At 68.4% G+C, this 16,726-nt stretch carries 18 protein-coding genes; 4 read left to right on the forward strand and 14 right to left on the reverse strand.

Going from position 1 to position 16,726, the window contains the following annotated elements; genetic code table 11:
* Positions 1-14 precede the first annotated feature (14 nt).
* From purD to N788_RS13740, 14 genes are all read right to left on the reverse strand, one after another.
* Positions 15-1,295 (reverse strand): phosphoribosylamine--glycine ligase, encoded by a 1,281-nt coding sequence (gene purD / locus N788_RS03805; RefSeq protein ID WP_034221180.1) that lies wholly within the window; start codon positions 1,293-1,295, stop codon positions 15-17.
* Between the two features lie 32 nt (positions 1,296-1,327).
* Entirely contained in the window at positions 1,328-1,786 is a 459-nt protein-coding gene (locus N788_RS03810; protein ID WP_034221182.1) for a hypothetical protein, read from the reverse strand.
* Positions 1,786-3,354 carry a bifunctional phosphoribosylaminoimidazolecarboxamide formyltransferase/IMP cyclohydrolase gene (purH, locus tag N788_RS03815; RefSeq protein ID WP_034221184.1) on the reverse strand — a complete coding sequence of 523 codons (1,569 nt, stop codon included), beginning with the start codon at positions 3,352-3,354 and terminating at the stop codon, positions 1,786-1,788. Before purH ends, N788_RS03810 begins: the two co-directional genes overlap by 1 nt.
* Positions 3,355-3,391: 37 nt before the next feature.
* On the reverse strand, positions 3,392-3,670 hold the full coding sequence (gene fis / locus N788_RS03820) for a DNA-binding transcriptional regulator Fis (RefSeq protein ID WP_034221187.1): 279 nt from the start codon (positions 3,668-3,670) through the stop codon (positions 3,392-3,394).
* Positions 3,671-3,785: 115 nt separating this feature from the next.
* The gene (locus N788_RS03825; RefSeq protein ID WP_051924334.1) at positions 3,786-4,304 is read right to left on the reverse strand and encodes a DUF3426 domain-containing protein; all 519 of its coding nucleotides are present in this window, start codon (positions 4,302-4,304) and stop codon (positions 3,786-3,788) included.
* Positions 4,305-4,322: 18 nt separating this feature from the next.
* Positions 4,323-5,228 (reverse strand): 50S ribosomal protein L11 methyltransferase, encoded by a 906-nt coding sequence (gene prmA / locus N788_RS03830; RefSeq protein ID WP_034221189.1) that lies wholly within the window; start codon positions 5,226-5,228, stop codon positions 4,323-4,325.
* A 98-nt stretch (positions 5,229-5,326) separates the two neighbouring features.
* Complete coding sequence (locus N788_RS03835; protein ID WP_034221192.1) at positions 5,327-6,040, reverse strand: hypothetical protein; 714 nt, start codon at positions 6,038-6,040, stop codon at positions 5,327-5,329.
* Entirely contained in the window at positions 6,037-6,771 is a 735-nt protein-coding gene (locus N788_RS03840; protein ID WP_152560364.1) for a hypothetical protein, read from the reverse strand. Before N788_RS03840 ends, N788_RS03835 begins: the two co-directional genes overlap by 4 nt.
* 23 nt (positions 6,772-6,794) lie before the next feature.
* Complete coding sequence (gene accC / locus N788_RS03845) at positions 6,795-8,162, reverse strand: acetyl-CoA carboxylase biotin carboxylase subunit (RefSeq protein WP_034221196.1); 1,368 nt, start codon at positions 8,160-8,162, stop codon at positions 6,795-6,797.
* A 10-nt stretch (positions 8,163-8,172) separates the two neighbouring features.
* Positions 8,173-8,646: an acetyl-CoA carboxylase biotin carboxyl carrier protein gene (gene accB, locus N788_RS03850; protein WP_034221199.1), complete on the reverse strand. Its 474-nt coding sequence runs from the start codon at positions 8,644-8,646 to the stop codon at positions 8,173-8,175.
* Positions 8,647-8,683: 37 nt separating this feature from the next.
* Positions 8,684-9,118 (reverse strand): type II 3-dehydroquinate dehydratase, encoded by a 435-nt coding sequence (aroQ, locus tag N788_RS03855; protein WP_034221358.1) that lies wholly within the window; start codon positions 9,116-9,118, stop codon positions 8,684-8,686.
* A 144-nt stretch (positions 9,119-9,262) separates the two neighbouring features.
* Complete coding sequence (locus tag N788_RS03860) at positions 9,263-9,817, reverse strand: TlpA family protein disulfide reductase (RefSeq protein ID WP_244444079.1); 555 nt, start codon at positions 9,815-9,817, stop codon at positions 9,263-9,265.
* On the reverse strand, positions 9,814-11,979 hold the full coding sequence (locus tag N788_RS03865) for a protein-disulfide reductase DsbD family protein (RefSeq protein WP_034221203.1): 2,166 nt from the start codon (positions 11,977-11,979) through the stop codon (positions 9,814-9,816). The genes N788_RS03860 and N788_RS03865 overlap by 4 nt, the downstream gene beginning before the upstream one ends.
* A gap of 116 nt (positions 11,980-12,095) precedes the next feature.
* The gene (locus N788_RS13740) at positions 12,096-12,476 is read right to left on the reverse strand and encodes a helix-turn-helix domain-containing protein (RefSeq protein WP_051924335.1); all 381 of its coding nucleotides are present in this window, start codon (positions 12,474-12,476) and stop codon (positions 12,096-12,098) included.
* 519 nt (positions 12,477-12,995) lie between these two features.
* Between N788_RS13740 and groES the strand changes: the two genes are divergently transcribed.
* The 4 genes from groES to N788_RS03890 all read left to right on the forward strand — a co-directional run bounded on the left by groES (position 12,996) and on the right by N788_RS03890 (position 16,723).
* Complete coding sequence (groES, locus tag N788_RS03875; protein WP_034221205.1) at positions 12,996-13,283, forward strand: co-chaperone GroES; 288 nt, start codon at positions 12,996-12,998, stop codon at positions 13,281-13,283.
* Between the two features lie 60 nt (positions 13,284-13,343).
* A complete protein-coding gene (gene groL, locus N788_RS03880) occupies positions 13,344-15,002 on the forward strand; it encodes a chaperonin GroEL (RefSeq protein WP_034221207.1) in 1,659 nt (552 codons plus the stop codon).
* Between the two features lie 121 nt (positions 15,003-15,123).
* Positions 15,124-15,897: a hypothetical protein gene (locus N788_RS03885; protein ID WP_034221209.1), complete on the forward strand. Its 774-nt coding sequence runs from the start codon at positions 15,124-15,126 to the stop codon at positions 15,895-15,897.
* Positions 15,898-16,012: 115 nt separating this feature from the next.
* A complete protein-coding gene (locus N788_RS03890) occupies positions 16,013-16,723 on the forward strand; it encodes a hypothetical protein (protein ID WP_034221211.1) in 711 nt (236 codons plus the stop codon).
* Positions 16,724-16,726: the final 3 nt, after the last annotated feature.

The following is a 16,726-nucleotide window of genomic DNA, read 5'->3' on the forward strand; positions in this document are numbered from 1 at the left end:
TAGCAAAACCGGGCTCAGCCCCGCTCGATCGCCCGCCAGCCGATGTCGCTGCGCTGGAAGACGCCGTCCCAGTGGATGTTGTCGGCCGCGGCGTAGGCACGCCGCTGGGCATCGGCGATGTCCTTGCCCAGCGCGCAGGCGCACAGCACCCGACCGCCGGCGGTCACCACCTGGCCGTTCTTCATGGCGGTGCCGGCGTGGAAAACCTTGGCGTCCGGGCCCGGGTCGGTGGCCAGGCCGGCGATGACGTCGCCGGTGCGCGGCGTGCCGGGATAGTTCTCCGCGGCCATCACCACGCCCAGGCTCGGGCGCGGGTCCCAGTCGGCCTGCACGCCGGCGAGCTTGCCGGCGACGGCGGCTTCGACCAGGTCGAGCAGGTCGCTGCGCAGGCGCAGCATCACCGGCTGGGTTTCCGGGTCGCCAAACCGCACGTTGAACTCGATGACCTTGGGCGCTCCGTCCGGCGAAATCATCAGGCCCGCGTAGAGGAAGCCGGTGAAGGGCACGCCGTCGGCGGCCATGCCGCGTACGGTAGGCTCGACGACTTCCCGCATGATGCGCGCGTGCACCTCGGGCGTGACCACCGGCGCCGGCGAGTACGCACCCATGCCGCCGGTGTTGGGGCCGGTGTCGCCGTCGCCGACGCGCTTGTGGTCCTGGCTGGTCGCCATCGCCAGCGCGACCTCGCCATCCACCATCGAAATGAAGCTGGCTTCCTCGCCGTCGAGGAATTCCTCGATCACCACGCGCGAACCCGCTTCGCCGAAGGCGTTGCCCTCGAGCATGTCGGTGATGGCGGCCTCGGCCTCCTGCACCGTCATCGCCACCACCACGCCCTTGCCGGCCGCCAGGCCGTCGGCCTTGATGACGATGGGCGCGCCGTGGTCGCGCACGTGCTGCAGGGCCAGGGCGGCGTCTTCGAACACGGCGTAATACGCCGTCGGGATGCCATGGCGGGCCAGGAAATCCTTGGCGTAGGCCTTGCTACCCTCCAGCCGCGCGGCGAGCGCAGTGGGGCCGAAGATGGGCTGGCCGGCTTCGCGGAAACGGTCGACCACGCCCAGCACCAGCGGCGCTTCGGGGCCGACGACGGTCATGCCCACGCCCTCGGTTTCGGCCAGGTTGAGCAGGCCGTCGATGTCGGAGGCGCGCACGTCGACGTTGCGGCAGCCGGCTTCGGTGGCCGTGCCGGCGTTGCCGGGCGCGACCAGCACTTCCTCCACCCGCGGCGACTGCGCGAGCTTCCAGGCCAGGGCGTGTTCGCGGCCGCCGGAACCGATCACCAGGACTTTCATCGTGTTTCCCCGTTCAAGCAGATGGGCCCGGCTCAGCGCGTGCAGTCGGCCGAGGCGAGCGAGATGTCGAAAAAGAGTTTGCCGTCGACGTCGACGAACCGGCGTTTGATGCTGACCCCGCGCGCAAGCAGGAACAGCACGTCGGGCTGCTCGCACAGCGGCAGCATCAGGGCCTTCTCGGCCTGCGCCACCTGGCTGAGGTTCGGGTCGGTGGTCCCGTCGGCGGGCCGGCGGCGATGCAGGCTGCGGATGGTCATCACCAGGTCGCTGCCTTCGAAGGCCACCTGCTGCAGTTCGAGTCCCGGGGCATAGGGACGCGGCAGCCCCTGCTGGAACTGGTCGACGATCGCCTGCATGCGCGCGGCGATCGCGACGGTCTCGCGCGCCTTGGCGGCACGGTTCTCGGCCAGCCACCAGCCACCGCCGATGATCGCGATTCCCGCCGCGAGGACGATCGCGATGACCCAGTTCGAGCTGCCCTGGCTGGCCATCAGTGGCGGAAGTGCCGGCGGCCGGTGAACACCATCGCCATGCCATGTTCATCGGCGGCGGCGATGACTTCGGCGTCGCGCATCGAACCCCCCGGCTGGATGACCGCGGCGATGCCGGCCTGGGCGGCGGCGTCGATGCCGTCGCGGAAGGGGAAGAAGGCGTCCGAGGCCATCACCGAGCCCGGAACGACCAGCCCGGCTTCCTCGGCCTTGAGACCCGCGATCTTCGCGCTGACCACGCGGCTCATCTGGCCGGCGCCGATGCCGACGGTCTGCAGGTCTTTCGCATAAACAATGGCGTTGGACTTGACGTACATCGCCACCTTCCAGGCGAACAGCAGGTCGCGCAGCTGGGGCTCGGAGGGCGCGACCTTGGAAACCACCTTCAGGTCGGTGGCGCCCAGGGCGTCGGTGTCGGCGTCCTGCACCAGCAGGCCACCGGCGATGCGCTTGTATTCCAGGCCGCCGGCCGCGCGCAGCTCGCCGCAGGCCAGCACGCGCACGTTCGGCTTCTTGGCGAACGCCGGCAGGGCGTCGGCGGCGATGGACGGCGCGATCACCACCTCGACGAACTGGCGCTTGAGGATCTCCGCCGCGGTGGCGGCGTCGAGCTCGCGGTTGAAGGCGATGATGCCGCCGAAGGCCGAGGTCGGGTCGACGGCGAAGGCGCGATCGTAGGCGTCCATCAGGTTGGCTGCCACGGCCACGCCGCAGGGGTTGGCATGCTTTACGATGACGCAGGCCGGGGCGTCGAAGGCCTTGACGCACTCGAGCGCGGCGTCGGCATCGGCCAGGTTGTTGTAGCTCAGCTCCTTGCCCTGCAGGAATCGCGCGGTCGCCACGATGCCGTCGCCGGCGCCGGCTTCCAGGTACAGGGCGCCGCGCTGGTGCGGGTTCTCGCCATAGCGCAGGGCCGAGGCCAGCTGCAGCGAGGCGTGGAAGGTCTTGGGCCAGGCTTCGGGCGCGTCGGGATTTTCCGCCCGCGGCGACAGCCACTGGGCGATCTGGCCGTCGTAGGCCGCGGTGTGCGCGTAGGCCTTGGCCGCCCAGCCGCGGCGCATGGCCGGGGTGGTGCCGCCGGCCTGCAGCGCGTCGAGCAGGTCGTCGTAGTCGGCCGGGTCGACCACGACCGACGTGCGGGCGTGGTTCTTGGCGGTGGCGCGCAGCATCGCCGGGCCGCCGATGTCGATGTTCTCGATGGCGTCGTCGTAGCTGCAGCCGGGCTTGGACACCGTCTGCACGAAGGGATAGAGATTGACCACCAGCAGGTCGATCGGGGCGATGCCGTGTTCGGCCATCACCGCATCGTCCACGCCTTCGCGGCCGAGCAGGCCACCGTGGATCTTCGGGTGCAGGGTCTTGACCCGGCCGTCCATGATTTCCGGGAAGCCGGTGACTTCGCTGACGTCGCGGACCGGCAGGCCGGCCTCGCGCAGGGCCTTGGCGGTGCCGCCGGTGGACAGCAGGTCGACGCCGAGGGCGTGCAGGCCGCGGGCCAGCTCGACCACGCCGGTCTTGTCGGAAACGGAAAGCAGGGCGCGGCGGACGGGTTGGCGTTCGGCGGTCATCGGGCACCTCGTGGGGAGGGCCGCGATTATACCGGCCTCAGGCCAGGCCGTAGGCCTTGAGCTTCTTGCGCAGGGTGGCGCGGTTGATGCCCAGGCAGGCGGCGGCGCGGCTCTGGTTGCCGTCGCAGTGGCGCATCACCTCGGCGAAAAGCGGCAGTTCGATCTCGCGCAGGACGACGTCGTAGAGGTCGTCGGGGTCGCAGCCGTTGAAGTCGTGCAGGTAACGGCGCACGGACCGGGAAACGTGCTCGCGCAGCGGCGTATGGCCGCTCGGCGTCGTGGTGGTTTCCGCTCGGGAAGCGGTAGGGACATTCACGTGTGTTGCGCTCCAGTGTTCTCGTCCGCTTCCTTGCGGAGCCCGCCGGCCGGGCGACGGGGGAGAGGAGTCTACGTCAATCCCACTGACGCCGCGACTGCCCCAACGTCCAATGTCAGTGGAAGTCGAACGTAAAAGCGACCGCACGTTGGCCGGGGTCGAGTATTTCCAACGTGGCGCTCGCGGACTGGTTCGGGGCGATCAGTTCGGTGGCCGGCGGGCTGCCCAGGTATTCATGCGGCTCGAAGCGGCGCAGGCCCAGGGCATTGCCGTCGATGTCGTGCAGCGCAAGTTCCATCACCGGCCAGGGCTGGCCCCAGCGGGCGTCGTTGCGGAAGCTGGTGGTGATCAGCAGGGCGCGGTTGTCCTGCGGATGGCGGCGGACTTCGCGGCTGGTGACCCGGAACGCGGCCGGTTCGCGCCAGGCCGGCAGGTCGCAGCCGAGCGTGTCGCACAGGAATTCCAGCCTTGGCCGCCAGTCCGGGTCGGTGGCGAGGCGGGCGCGGTCGGCCAGCATCAGCTGCAGGGCCAGCGCGACGACGAGGACAAGCGCGAGCCCCCACCATCCCCAGGGTCGGGGCGTGCGCGGCGCAGGGGCATCGGGAACGGCGAAACGCGGGGGGCGGGGCGGCATGGGACGAAGGATACCGGCTCAGCCGGCGCGGCGGCGGCCGGTGATGCGCATCCAGTCGCCGTCCTGCACCGCCTGGAGGTCGTCGAACCAGGCGGCGTAGCGTTCCAGCAGCGCCGCTTCCTGCCCATGCAGTATCCCGGAAAGCGCGATGACCCCGCCGGGCTGCACGCGGGCGGCCAGGGTCTCGGCCAGGGCGTCGAGCGCCACGGCCAGGATGTTGGCGACCACCACCGGATACGTGGCGGACGGTTCGTCTTCGGGTGCATGCACGGCCAGGCGGTCGCCGACACCGTTGCGTTCGGCGTTGTCGGCGGTGGCGGAAAGCGCCTGCGGGTCGTTGTCGACGCCGACGGCGCGTTCGGCGCCGAGCTTGAGCGCCGCCAGCGCCAGGATGCCGCTGCCGCAGCCGAAATCGAGCACCGTCTTGCCGGACAGGTCCAGCGAATCGAGCCAGGCCAGGCACAGCGCCGTGGTCGGGTGGGTGCCGGACCCGAAGGCCAGGCCGGGGTCGAGGCGCACGATGGCGCCGCCCTCGGACGCCGGCGGCGCGTCCATGTTCCAGGGCACGATCCAGGTGCGGGTGCCGAAGGCCAGGGGTTCGTACTGGTCCATCCAGGCCCGTTCCCAGTCCTGGTCGGCGACTTCGCGGAACTCGGCGCCGGCCAGGTCCAGGCCGGTGTCGAAGGCGTCCAGGGCATGCAGCACCAGTTCCGGCACGGTGTCGGCCGGGAACAGCGCCAGCAGGGTGATGTGCGGCCATAGCGGCAGTTCGCCCACGCCCGGCTCGAGCAGCGCGCGCTCGTTGGGCGTGCTGGCGTCGGCATCGAGCAGGGTGACCGACAGCGCGCCGATGTCGGCCAGCGCATGCTCGGCGCGGGCTTCGTCCTGTTCGCGGACGGTCAGGGCAAGTTCGAGGAAGGGCATGGCGGCCGGGCGGGGTGCGGGGCCGCCATTGTCGCACTGCCGCGTTCAGGCGTCGCCGTCGGGGGCCTGTTCCACGCGCCGCAGGACGCGGCTAAGGCCTAGGGCAAGGGTGCAGACTTCGCGCCGTCGACGCAGTCCGCGATGAACCCCAGGTAGGCGTCGGGCGATTGCTCATCGTCGTCCGGGCCGGGCTGCACGCCCAGGGTCAGATAGCTGAAACGAAACGCATCGGGACAGGTGGCGGCCTGGCTCTGCGCAAACGTCGAGAGCATCAGCCTGACGTGCTCGAACAGCGGAAAGTCTGGCGACACATGCAGGGACAGGACGACGGTGCTAACCAATGGTCCGCCTGCTCGTTCCTGCAGGCGACGATCAATGAGCTTTCCAGCTTCCGCTGGACTGAGTCTGCTATCGAAGGTGAACTGATAGTCGGGCGGCGCCGGGCAACGTTGTTTCAACACGAAGAGGGTTCCCGGGGGATGCTTTTCCGAAAAGCTCTCCTGCGAGGTCTTGTCGAGCTCCGGCGTGTAGTCCAGGTCCAGGGGATATTGACCGTCTGGACATCGGACTTCGCGCTGCCTCCGGATGGCAGTGAGCGCGTGGCCCCAGGTCGCCGAATGCTGCGCCTCTACGGTCCAGCGGTACAGAGTGCCCTCGTCGGTGTCCTCGAGCTTTTCCTTGCTGGGCGTGCCAACGGGTTTGGCAGCTTCGGTTGCTTGGCGCGGCGTCAGCGGAATCTTGTCCGCGATTTCGCAGCCCGACAGTGCGGCAGCCAGCGCAAGCGCTGCGGGAATATTTCCTGCTCGCTTCATGGGCCAGGCTCGAGGTGTGGAGTACCGGACTCTGTGGTTGCGGCAGCCATGCATTCGTACTCGGCGCCCAGGTAGGCCTTGCCGGTCGCGGGTGTTCGCGATTCAGGCGTATCCGGTGCCAGGACTACGAGGTTCCGGAACTGCACGCCAGCAGATCCGCACTCCCGGGTTCCCCTTGCAAGCATGTAGCCCAGGGCCTTGTGCAGCGCGCTGTACTTGGGATTGAGCTCGCCAAAGCTGACCGAGGTCATGTGGTAGCGCGACGGATCGAACGGTCCGGCGCCGCTCAGCTCAAGTCGCAGGCGATCGAACGCCTCATCTTGGGTGATCGCAGGATCAATCGCGATCTCGTGTGGAAAAGCGACTTCACACTGGGCCCGCAGCTCGAAGACAGTGCCGCCCGGGTACACCACTCCAGCCGGGTCCTTCGCCAGTTCCTCCTGGTTCGGGGACATGCCGTGGATGCTGAAGTTCGCGCCCTCGGGACAGGTTTGGTTGTCGGCGAAGAACAGGGCCATGGCATCGACCCAGGTGGCTTCCGCCTTGGATTCTGCGCGCAGGATAAAGCTGCGGCCTTCCGGGTCCGAAGCGTCAGGCTCCCGGGTGGCCTCGCCGAACTGATGTGCCCTGTCCAGGCGATCGGCTGTTTCGGCGGCCGACTTGGCGATATCGCAGCCGCTAAGAATCGCTGCCATCGTTAGCGAAAGCAGAAAAAATCCCACGTTCTTCAAGGGTTTGGCTCCGGGGAGGGCGATCAGCCCAACCCTATCGCTTTTTCCTTGCGCTCCGCCAGCCGCTTTTCCAGGTAGTGGATGTTGGTGCCGCCCTGCTGGAAACCGACGTCGGCCATGATGCGCTGCTGCAGGGGCACGTTGGTCTTGATGCCGTCGACGACCATTTCGCTCAGCGCCGTTTTCATCCGGGCGATGGCGGTGGCGCGGTCGGGGCCGTGCACGATCAGCTTGCCGATCATCGAATCGTAGTTCGGCGGCACCTTGTAGCCTTCGTAGATGTGGCTGTCCACGCGCACGCCGGGGCCGCCCGGGGCGTGGAAGTGGCGAATCAGGCCGGGGCTGGGCAGGAAGTTTTCCGGGTCCTCGGCGTTGATGCGGCACTCGATGGCATGGCCGTTGATGCGGATGTCTTCCTGGCGCAGCGACAGCTTCTCGCCGCTGGCGATCAGCAGCTGTTCCTTCACCAGGTCCACGCCGGTGATCATTTCCGTCACCGGGTGCTCGACCTGGATGCGGGTGTTCATTTCGATGAAGTAGAAGCGGCCGTTCTCGTACAGGAACTCGAACGTACCGGCGCCGCGGTAGCCGATGCGCACGCAGGCTTCGGTGCAGATGCGGCCGATCTCGGCGCGCTGCTCGTCGGTGATGCCCGGGGCCGGCGCTTCCTCGACCACTTTCTGGTGGCGGCGCTGCATCGAACAATCGCGCTCGCCCAGGTGCACGGCATTGCCCTGGCCGTCGGACAGCACCTGGATCTCCACGTGCCGCGGGTTCTCCAGGAACTTCTCCATGTAGACCATGTCGTTGGAAAACGCGGCCTTGGCTTCCTGGCGCGTCGCGGCGATGGCCGTGAGCAGGGCGCCCTCGGTGTGCACCACGCGCATGCCGCGGCCGCCGCCGCCGCCGGCGGCCTTGATGATGACCGGGTAGCCGATCTCGCGGCCGTGGGCGATGCACTCGGCCTCGTCGTCGGGCAGCGGGCCGTTCGAGCCGGGCACGCAGGGCACGCCGGCATCCTTCATGGCCCGGATGGCCTCGACCTTGTCGCCCATCATGCGGATGACGTTGGCGGTCGGGCCGATGAACACGAAGCCCGACTTTTCGACGCGCTCGGCGAAGTCGGCGTTTTCACTCAGGAAGCCGTAGCCGGGGTGGATGCCCTGGGCGTCGGTGACCTCGGCCGCGGCGATGATCGCCGGGATGTTGAGGTAACTCTCGGACGAGGGCGCCGGGCCGATGCAGACCGACTCGTCGGCCATCGCCACGTGCTTGAGGTTGCGGTCCACGGTCGAATGCACCGCCACCGTCTTGATGCCCAGGGCATGGCAAGCGCGCAGGATGCGGAGGGCGATCTCGCCGCGGTTGGCGATGACGATTTTTTCCAGCATGGGCCGGTCCTCAGCTGATGACGAACATGGGCTCGTCGAACTCGATCGGCTGGCCGTTCTGGACCAGGATGGCGCGGACCGTGCCGGAGACGTCGGCCTCGATCGGATTGAACATCTTCATGGCTTCGATGATGCCCAGCGTATCGCCGGCCTTGACCTGCTGGCCGACCTTGACGAAAGGCGGCTTGTCCGGGGCCTGCGCCTCGTAATAGGTACCCACCATCGGCGAACGCACGGTGTGGCCGTCCGGGATGTCCTTGGTGGACTTGCCCACGGCTTCGGCCGACAGCGCGGCCGGCGCGGCGGCGGCGCGCGGCACCTCGACGTGCTGCAACGCCGGGGCCGGTGCCGGGGCCGGCGCGGCGTAGCCGCCCGAAGGCAGGCGCGCCAGGCGCACCGACTCCTCGCCTTCCTTGATTTCGATTTCGGCGAGGTTGGATTCCTCGAGCAGGTCGATCAGCTTCTTGATTTTGCGAAGGTCCATGACGGCCTCGTCTTGTTGGTGATGTGGTTGGGTGGGCTCAGAGCCGCGCGATGGCGGCTTCGAGCGCGTAGGCGTAACTGTCGGCCCCGAAGCCGCTGACCAGTCCGACCGCCAGGTCGGTGAAATAGCTGGTGTGGCGGAAGGGTTCGCGCGCGTGCGGGTTCGACAGGTGTACTTCGATGAAAGGCAGGGCGACCGCCGCCAGGGCGTCGCGCAGGGCCACCGAGGTGTGCGTGAAGGCGGCCGGGTTGACCAGCAGGAAGGCCGTGCCGTCGTCGCGGGCGGCCTGCACCCGCTCGACCAGGGCGTGTTCGGCATTGGACTGGAAGGCCTGGAGCCGGTGGCCGGCTTCGCTGGCGCGCTTGGCCAGGCGGGCGTTGATGTCATCCAGGCGGACATGGCCATAAATGCCCGGCTCGCGTTCGCCGAGCAGGTTCAGGTTGGGACCATGCAGTACCAGGATGTCCGCCACGTTCGCCTTTCCCCAGGAACGCAGAACCAAAGGAGGCACAGTCTGGGGGCAGGGTGGGGCCGTTGTCCAGAAGATCGCCGCGACTTAGCGGACGTTAACAGGCGTTTGAATTTCGCAAATCGCCCGGGCCACGGGGCCGCAGGCTCAGGGCCGGGCCCATTCCCGCACCGACTCGGGGTCGGGGAAGGCGCCGTAGTGGGTCTTCACCAGCCGGCCGTCGGCGTCTATCAGCACGGTATAGGGCAGGATGCCGCGGAGATTGCCCAATTGCACCGAGCTGTCGCCCGGGCCCGGGTTCTCGACCAGCAGCTGGAATTCGACCGGCACCTCGCGCAGGAAGGCCAGGGCTTCTTCGCGGCTTTCCAGGGCGATGCCCATCACCTTGATGCCGTTGCCGCCCTGTTGCCGGGAGAAGGCGTCCAGGACCGGCATTTCCTTGCGGCAGGGGCCGCACCAGCTGGCCCAGTAGTTCACCAGCCGCATCCGGCCCGGCCCGGTCACCGCGACCGGCTCGCCGCTGCGCAGGTCGGGCAGCGACAGCGGCGGCGCCAGCGAACCCACTTCGGTGACCACCATGCCCGGCGGCGCCGGCTTTTCTTCCGGCCACAGCGCGCGCTGCCCGAGCCACCAGCCCAGCCAGGCGGACAGGCCGCCGAGCAGGACGATCGCGCCCCAGGTGAAAACGGCGTCGCGCTTCATCGCGCCGCCTCCGCCAGCGCCTCGTCAACGAGGGCCTGGGTGAGGATGATCGGCAGTACGCGCGGTTCGCCCTGCCGTGGGTAAACCACGTAAAGCGGCACGCCGACGGCGTTGTGGGTTTCCAGGAAGGCGGTGATCTCTGGGTCGACATTGGTCCAGTCACCCACCATGTAGATCGCGCCGCTGCGCTCGAGGGCCTCGCGGAAACTATCGGTACCCAGCACGCTGCGCTCGTTGGCCTTGCAGGAGACGCACCAGTCGGCGGTCATGTTCACGAACACCACCCGGCCGTCGCGGCGCAGCTGCTGCAGGCGCTCGGCGGAATACTCCACGACGCCTTCGACGATCGATTCGGCGCGCGCGGGGGCCGGCATGCGCTGCACCGCGATCGCCGGCCACAGCGACAGGGCGATCACCAGCGCGGCCAGGGTCTTCGCGACGACGCCCTTGAAGCGGGCCTTTTCCCACAGCCACAGGCCCAGGCCCAGGCCGACCGCGCCGACCAGGGCCAGGCCGATGGCGTCGGCCCCGCGCTGCTTGGCCAGGACCCACAGCAGCCACACGGCCGTGAGGTACATCGGGAAGGCCATCAGGTGCTTGAAGGTTTCCATCCACGCGCCGGGCTTGGGCAGTCGCGACGCCAGCGCCGGCACGAAACCAATCAGCAGGAAGGGCAGGGCCAGGCCCAGGCCCAGCGCCAGGAACACGCCGATGGCTACCGCCGGCGAGGCCGCGAAGGCGAAGGCCAGCGCTGACCCCATGAAGGGTGCGGTGCAGGGGCTGGCCACCACTACCGCCAGCACGCCGGTGAAGAAGTCACCGGCCGGGCCGGATTTTTGCGCCAGCGACTGGCCGGTGCCGGCCAGGCTGGCGCCGAAGTTCACCACGCCCGACAGCGACAGGCCGATGGCCACCATCACCAGGGCCAGCACGGCGATCACGCCCGGCTGCTGCAGCTGGAAGCCCCAGCCCAGGGCCAGGCCGGCCTGGCGCAGGGCCAGCGCGATGGCGCCGACCGCGGCGAAGCTGGCCAGCACGCCGGCGGTGTACCAAAGCGCCTGCGACCGTGCCTGCCGGCGGTCGCCGCCGCCCTGGGCCAGCGACAGCGCCTTGAGCGACAGCACCGGCAGCACGCAGGGCATCAGGTTCAGGATGACGCCGCCGCCAAGCGCCAGCAGCAGGGCGATCGCGATGGCGGACAATGACGATCCCTGTGGGAGGGACTTCAGTCCCGATGCGTCGTCGCCGCCGTTCGGGACTGAAGTCCCTCCCACGGGAGACACCATCCCGCCGGCCGGCAGCTCCAGCGCCACCTCCCGGGTCATCGGCGGGTAGCAGATGCCGTCGGTCTGGCAGCCCTGGAAGGTGGCCACCACGGTGACGGCCACCGCGTCGGTGTGCTGACGCAGCACGGGCAGCGGGGCCTCGACCTGGTCGAAGTAGACCTGTAAGTCGCCAAAGTGTTCATCGAAGTGCGAGGTGGACGCGGGCCAGGCGATGGCGCCGGCCGAGACGCCGTCGCCGCGCACTTCGACGCTGCTGCGGTCGCGGTAGAGGTAATAGCCGGGGGCCGGGGTGAAGCGCAGCAGCAACTGGTTGGCGTTGCCGACGATGGCCTCGAAGCGGAAGGCGTCCTCTTCGGGCAGCGGCAGCGTGCTGCCGGGGCCTCCGAGCAGGTCGCTGCCGCGCGGCGCCAGCAGCTCCACGGGGCCACCCGCGGGCATGCCCGTGCCGAAGGGCAGGGCGATGCGCAGGATCTTCGAATGCGGCGGGTAACACACGCCCAGGTCGGCACAGCCCTGGTACTTGATCTTGAGTTCGACCCAGCGCGTGTCGTCGGCGGCGGCGCCGGTGACGACGGCGGTCACCTCGTCGCGGTAGGTCTGGACGTCACCGAAAAATTCGTCGGTGTAGGCAATGCCGTCGGGCAATTGCAGCGGATTGGCCTTGAAGCCCGGGGAAAGCACTTCGGCGCCCATCCGGTGCCGGTACAGGTAGTAGCCGTCCGCGATGTCCCAATGGAGCTCGATGCGGCCGCGCTCGGTGGCCTGCGCGGTCAGCGCGAAGGCGCGGTCGATCGGCAGCAGGTCGGCCTCGTCCACGGCCTGGGCCGCAGGGGCGAAACAAAGGGCGGCCAGGAGGGCCAACAGCCATCGGGTCATGCGGGGTCTCGTTCGGGGACGGGCGCAGGGTGGGGCGGGCGCTTTGGCACCACCCCGGGTCGGACCGCCAGTATCCCCGGAAGTTCGCGGCCGTGGCGAGGCCACGGCCGCAACGCTCAGGCCCGGGTGGTCATGGACTCGACGAAATCCACCAGCGGCTGCTGTTCCGGGTTGCGCAGCGAGCGGAATGCCACCAGCAGGCGTTCCTCCAGGCCGCATTGGGCGTAGAAGTTGAGCATCATCGCTGGCGTTTCCTGCAGGTCGTCTTCACCGCCGCCGCCAACCCAGCGACCGCCGCGGCCAGTGGCCAGCCATTCGAAGCTGACGGCGGTGGCCATGGCGATCTTGGCCATGTTGTCGGTGGTCGGCCGGGCGCCGTCCTTGCGCTCCCACTGCGCCACGGCGCTGCGCGCCACGCCGACCGCGAAGGCCAGCTCCGACTGGGACAGGGACGCACCCCTGCGCGCCTGTCGTATCCGATTGAACAACTGTGTCATGTCTGTTTCCCCGAAAAGTCCCTCTGGATCGATCCGCACTGCCCGGTTTTTCTAACAAGGTCAGCGCTACTGTCCGGAACCGGTGCATCTGCCCTAACCGCCCCTTCGGCAAGCGGACAGGCATCGGAGTTTCCGGATTGCCAGTTAGCCCTGCTTAGCAAGGCGCTGGCGAAGTGGGCTTTTTTGGTGCCGTCCCGGGCCAGGGCCCCGGACCCCGTCGCCGCACTCCGGCTGCGCCAAAGCCCTTGTAATCAGGGGCTTTTGGACCAACCGGGCCCGTCGGCGGGCACGGGCCGATTGTAGGGTCAAGCAAGGCCTGGAAAGCAACACTTCCCTGGGGGGCGGTTCCGGGGCTCAAAAAGGGGGTGGGGGCTTGAAAGCGCCAGGCCGGGCCCCATCTCTCACGGGCCGCGATGCTTCCGGTGCGCCGGATGCGCGCGTATCATTGGCACTCACCAGGGTCGAGTGCTAACACACCAGACCCATGTCGTTGAAATCTAAGAACTAACGAGGACACTCATGAACATCAAGCCGCTGCACGACCGCGTGGTCATCAAGCGTATGGAAGAAGAAAAGATGTCCGCTGGCGGCATCGTCATCCCCGATTCGGCCACCGAGAAGCCGATCAAGGGCGAAGTGGTCGCCGTGGGCGCCGGCAAGGCGCTAGACAACGGCTCGACCCGCGCCCCGTCGGTCAAGGTCGGCGACAAGGTGCTGTTCGGCAAGTACTCGGGCACCGAGGTCAAGCACGACGGCGCCGAATTCCTGGTGGTCAAGGAAGACGACATCCTCGCCATCTTCGGCTGATAACGCGCCCCGGCGCGACCAGTCATCCCCCTCATTCAAAAGCATTCTGGAGTTATACCAATGGCAGCCAAGGAAATTCGTTTCGGTGAAGACGCCCGCGCGCGCATGGTCAAGGGCGTCAACGTCCTCGCCAACGCCGTGAAGGCCACGCTCGGCCCGAAGGGTCGCAACGTCGTGCTCGACAAGAGCTTCGGCGCCCCCACGATCACCAAGGACGGCGTCTCCGTCGCCAAGGAAATCGAGCTGGCCGACAAGTTCGAGAACATGGGCGCGCAGATGGTCAAGGAAGTCGCTTCCAAGACCTCGGACATCGCCGGTGACGGCACCACCACCGCCACCGTGCTGGCGCAGGCCCTGATCCGCGAAGGCATGAAGGCCGTCGCGGCCGGCATGAACCCGATGGACCTCAAGCGCGGCATCGACAAGGCCGTCATCGCCGCGGTCGCCGAGCTCAAGTCCCTGTCCAAGCCCTGCTCGACCTCGAAGGAAATCGCCCAGGTCGGCTCGATCTCGGCCAACTCCGATGGCGACATCGGCGAGCTGATCGCCAAGGCCATGGACAAGGTCGGCAAGGAAGGCGTGATCACGGTTGAAGAAGGCTCGGGCCTCGAGAACGAGCTCGACGTCGTCGAGGGCATGCAGTTCGACCGCGGCTACCTGTCGCCGTACTTCATCAACAACCAGCAGTCGATGTCGGCCGAGCTCGAAGACCCGTTCATCCTGCTCTACGACAAGAAGATCTCCAACGTGCGCGAGCTGCTGCCCGTGCTCGAGGGCGTGGCCAAGGCCGGCAAGCCGCTGCTGATCGTCGCCGAGGAAGTCGAGGGCGAAGCCCTGGCGACCCTGGTGGTGAACACCATCCGCGGCATCGTCAAGGTCTGCGCCGTCAAGGCCCCGGGCTTCGGCGACCGTCGCAAGGCGATGCTCGAAGACATGGCCATCCTGACCGGCGGCACCGTGATCTCCGAGGAAGTCGGCCTGCAGCTCGAGAAGGCCACCATCAAGGACCTGGGCCGCGCCAAGAAGATCCAGGTCTCGAAGGAAAACACCACCATCATCGACGGCGCCGGCGCTGCCGACGGCATCCAGTCCCGCATCAAGCAGATCAAGGCCCAGATCGAAGACACCTCTTCGGACTACGACCGCGAGAAGCTGCAGGAGCGCGTGGCCAAGCTGGCCGGCGGCGTGGCCGTGATCAAGGTCGGTGCTTCGACCGAGATCGAGATGAAGGAAAAGAAGGCCCGCGTCGAAGACGCCCTGCACGCCACCCGCGCTGCCGTTGAAGAAGGCATCGTCCCGGGCGGCGGCGTCGCGCTGCTGCGCGCCAAGGCCGCGATCAAGGGCCTGGAAGGCGCCAACGTCGACCAGAGCCACGGCATCAACATCGCCCTGCGCGCGATGGAAGCGCCGCTGCGCGAGATCGTCACCAACGCCGGCGACGAGCCGTCCGTCATCCTCAACAAGGTCGTCGAGGGCAAGGGCGCGTTCGGCTACAACGCCGCCAATGGCGAGTACGGTGACATGATCGAGTTCGGCATCCTGGACCCGACCAAGGTGACCCGCACCGCGCTGCAGAACGCCGCGTCGATTGCCGGCCTGATGATCACCACCGAGGCCATGGTGGCCGAAGCGCCGAAGAAGGATGACGGCGCCGGTGCCGGCGGCGGCATGGGCGGCGGCATGGGTGGCATGGGCGGCATGGGTGGCATGGACTTCTAAGTCCGCGCCCACGCGACCCGTACCATGCAACATCAAGGGCCCCGCTTCGGCGGGGCCCTTTTTTTCGCCTTCCCGCCCGGCGCAGGTATGCTTGCCCGCAATCACCGGAGGGGGCCGGAGTATGTTCAAGCGAATCGGGATCCTGGTGCTGGCGGCCCTGTTGGCTGCCTGCAGCCAGCAGGATGCGTCGCCGACGTACGACGACTCGATGATGACCGAGAGCCACATGGACGACGCCACCGACGACTACGACGTCGGCGAGGAGGCCGGCCCGGACGAGGTCGACGACGACGCCCTGGCCGAAGCCGACCCCCTGCCGACGCCGACACCGCCAGGCGACGCCCCCAGCGACGCCGTGCGCGCCGTCGACCAGGCGCTGGCGCAACTCGACCTGGGACACGTGGCGTTCAATGCCCCGGACCGGGTGAACGTGGCCGACTCGGTGACGGTCGTGCTGGCGCTGAGCCCGGACCGGGCGCGCGAGGAAGTCGCCGAACGCATCACCGGCCCCGGTGAGCACGTGGTGCAGTCGGTGCAGGTGTCGAACCTGATGGAAGCACGGCTCACCGGCGAGGGCTTCCGTATCGTTGCGGTGACGCCCGCGCGCCAGGCCGTCGGCACCGGCATCACCGAATGGGCCTGGGACATCACCCCCGAAGCCGAGGGCCGGCGCACGCTGACCCTGGCCCTGGACGCGCTGATCAAGGTGGACGGCGAAACCGTGCCGCGCTCGCTGCGCACCTTCCGGCATCCGATCGACATCGAGGTGACCACCGGACAGCGGCTGGGAAGCTGGATCCGCGAGCACGGCAAGTGGGCCTGGGGCGCCTTGCTGCTGCCCTTGCTCGGCTGGTGGAGCAAGCGCCGCCGCGCCGACAAACCCAAGTCCGAATAGGCACGCTTCCCCGCCGGCAGGTGAACGGCATCGCCGGACACTGACCTTTGGCAGGGGAAGCCGGGCCGCCCACGGGCGAGTCTGCCGGCTTCCGCCACTGCCCGCGTCTGCCACCATGCCCAGCCCCCTGCTCCGCGCCCTTCCTTTTTCCCTGTTGCTGCTGGTCGGCGGCTGCGCGCCCGCGCAGGTTCGCGTGCCGGCGGATTTCGGTGCCGAGGCCCTGGAGATGAAGGTCACCGGCATTTCACCCCGATGGTCGGGCGATGCGATCCTCTTCGGTCCCTACAGCGTCCGCCGCCTCGACGACGGCGGCGCCTACCGCGACGGCGCATCGGTCGGCCGCGCCAGCTTCTGGCAGCAGTGGCATCCCTGGGCCTTCACGCTGACGAGCCCGGGCCAGTCCGCCGTGGACGTGCAGTGCGAGGCCAGTCGCATGGCCCTGGCCTGGGGTGATGCGCGCAGTGAAACCGAGCTCGACCTCACCGGCCTGGAAGGGCCGATGCTCGGTTGCGGCCTGCGCCGCGATCCGCGTGCGCCCGCCCACACCCTGGAAATAAACCGCCGGGGCAACCGCTTCGCCGGCGAACTGGTGTCGCCGTCCGCCGTCTATCGCATCGTCAGCCTGCATGCCTTCGAGGGCAGTCCGATCACCAGCGGCGAGCCGGTCGGCTTCGAGTTCAGCGACCGGGGCCGCGTGGTGATGGTGGTGGACGTGCTCAACCAGGGCCGCGTGCTGCTGCATGCCGGCACCGATGGCCGCGAACGCAGCCTGCTGGCGGCGGCGGCGACCGCCTTGCTGACGGCCGGCGCGATCGACCCCGGCTGAGCG

Source organism: Arenimonas donghaensis DSM 18148 = HO3-R19 (assembly GCF_000743535.1).
In the GTDB taxonomy this organism is placed as follows: domain Bacteria; phylum Pseudomonadota; class Gammaproteobacteria; order Xanthomonadales; family Xanthomonadaceae; genus Arenimonas; species Arenimonas donghaensis.

Excerpts from the sequence above, each read along its gene's own strand:
- purD (WP_034221180.1), bottom strand. The coding sequence starts at position 1,295 with ATGAAAGTCCTGGTGATCGGTTCCGGCGGCCGCGAACACGCCCTGGCC.
- N788_RS03810 (WP_034221182.1), bottom strand. The coding sequence starts at position 1,786 with ATGGCCAGCCAGGGCAGCTCGAACTGGGTCATCGCGATCGTCCTCGCG.
- purH (WP_034221184.1), bottom strand. The coding sequence starts at position 3,354 with ATGACCGCCGAACGCCAACCCGTCCGCCGCGCCCTGCTTTCCGTTTCC.
- N788_RS03825 (WP_051924334.1), bottom strand. The coding sequence starts at position 4,304 with ATGCCGCCCCGCCCCCCGCGTTTCGCCGTTCCCGATGCCCCTGCGCCG.
- prmA (WP_034221189.1), bottom strand. The coding sequence starts at position 5,228 with ATGCCCTTCCTCGAACTTGCCCTGACCGTCCGCGAACAGGACGAAGCC.
- N788_RS03835 (WP_034221192.1), bottom strand. The coding sequence starts at position 6,040 with ATGAAGCGAGCAGGAAATATTCCCGCAGCGCTTGCGCTGGCTGCCGCA.
- accC (WP_034221196.1), bottom strand. The coding sequence starts at position 8,162 with ATGCTGGAAAAAATCGTCATCGCCAACCGCGGCGAGATCGCCCTCCGC.
- accB (WP_034221199.1), bottom strand. The coding sequence starts at position 8,646 with ATGGACCTTCGCAAAATCAAGAAGCTGATCGACCTGCTCGAGGAATCC.
- N788_RS03860 (WP_244444079.1), bottom strand. The coding sequence starts at position 9,817 with ATGAAGCGCGACGCCGTTTTCACCTGGGGCGCGATCGTCCTGCTCGGC.
- N788_RS03865 (WP_034221203.1), bottom strand. The coding sequence starts at position 11,979 with ATGACCCGATGGCTGTTGGCCCTCCTGGCCGCCCTTTGTTTCGCCCCT.
- N788_RS13740 (WP_051924335.1), bottom strand. The coding sequence starts at position 12,476 with ATGACACAGTTGTTCAATCGGATACGACAGGCGCGCAGGGGTGCGTCC.
- groES (WP_034221205.1), top strand. The coding sequence starts at position 12,996 with ATGAACATCAAGCCGCTGCACGACCGCGTGGTCATCAAGCGTATGGAA.
- groL (WP_034221207.1), top strand. The coding sequence starts at position 13,344 with ATGGCAGCCAAGGAAATTCGTTTCGGTGAAGACGCCCGCGCGCGCATG.
- N788_RS03885 (WP_034221209.1), top strand. The coding sequence starts at position 15,124 with ATGTTCAAGCGAATCGGGATCCTGGTGCTGGCGGCCCTGTTGGCTGCC.
- N788_RS03890 (WP_034221211.1), top strand. The coding sequence starts at position 16,013 with ATGCCCAGCCCCCTGCTCCGCGCCCTTCCTTTTTCCCTGTTGCTGCTG.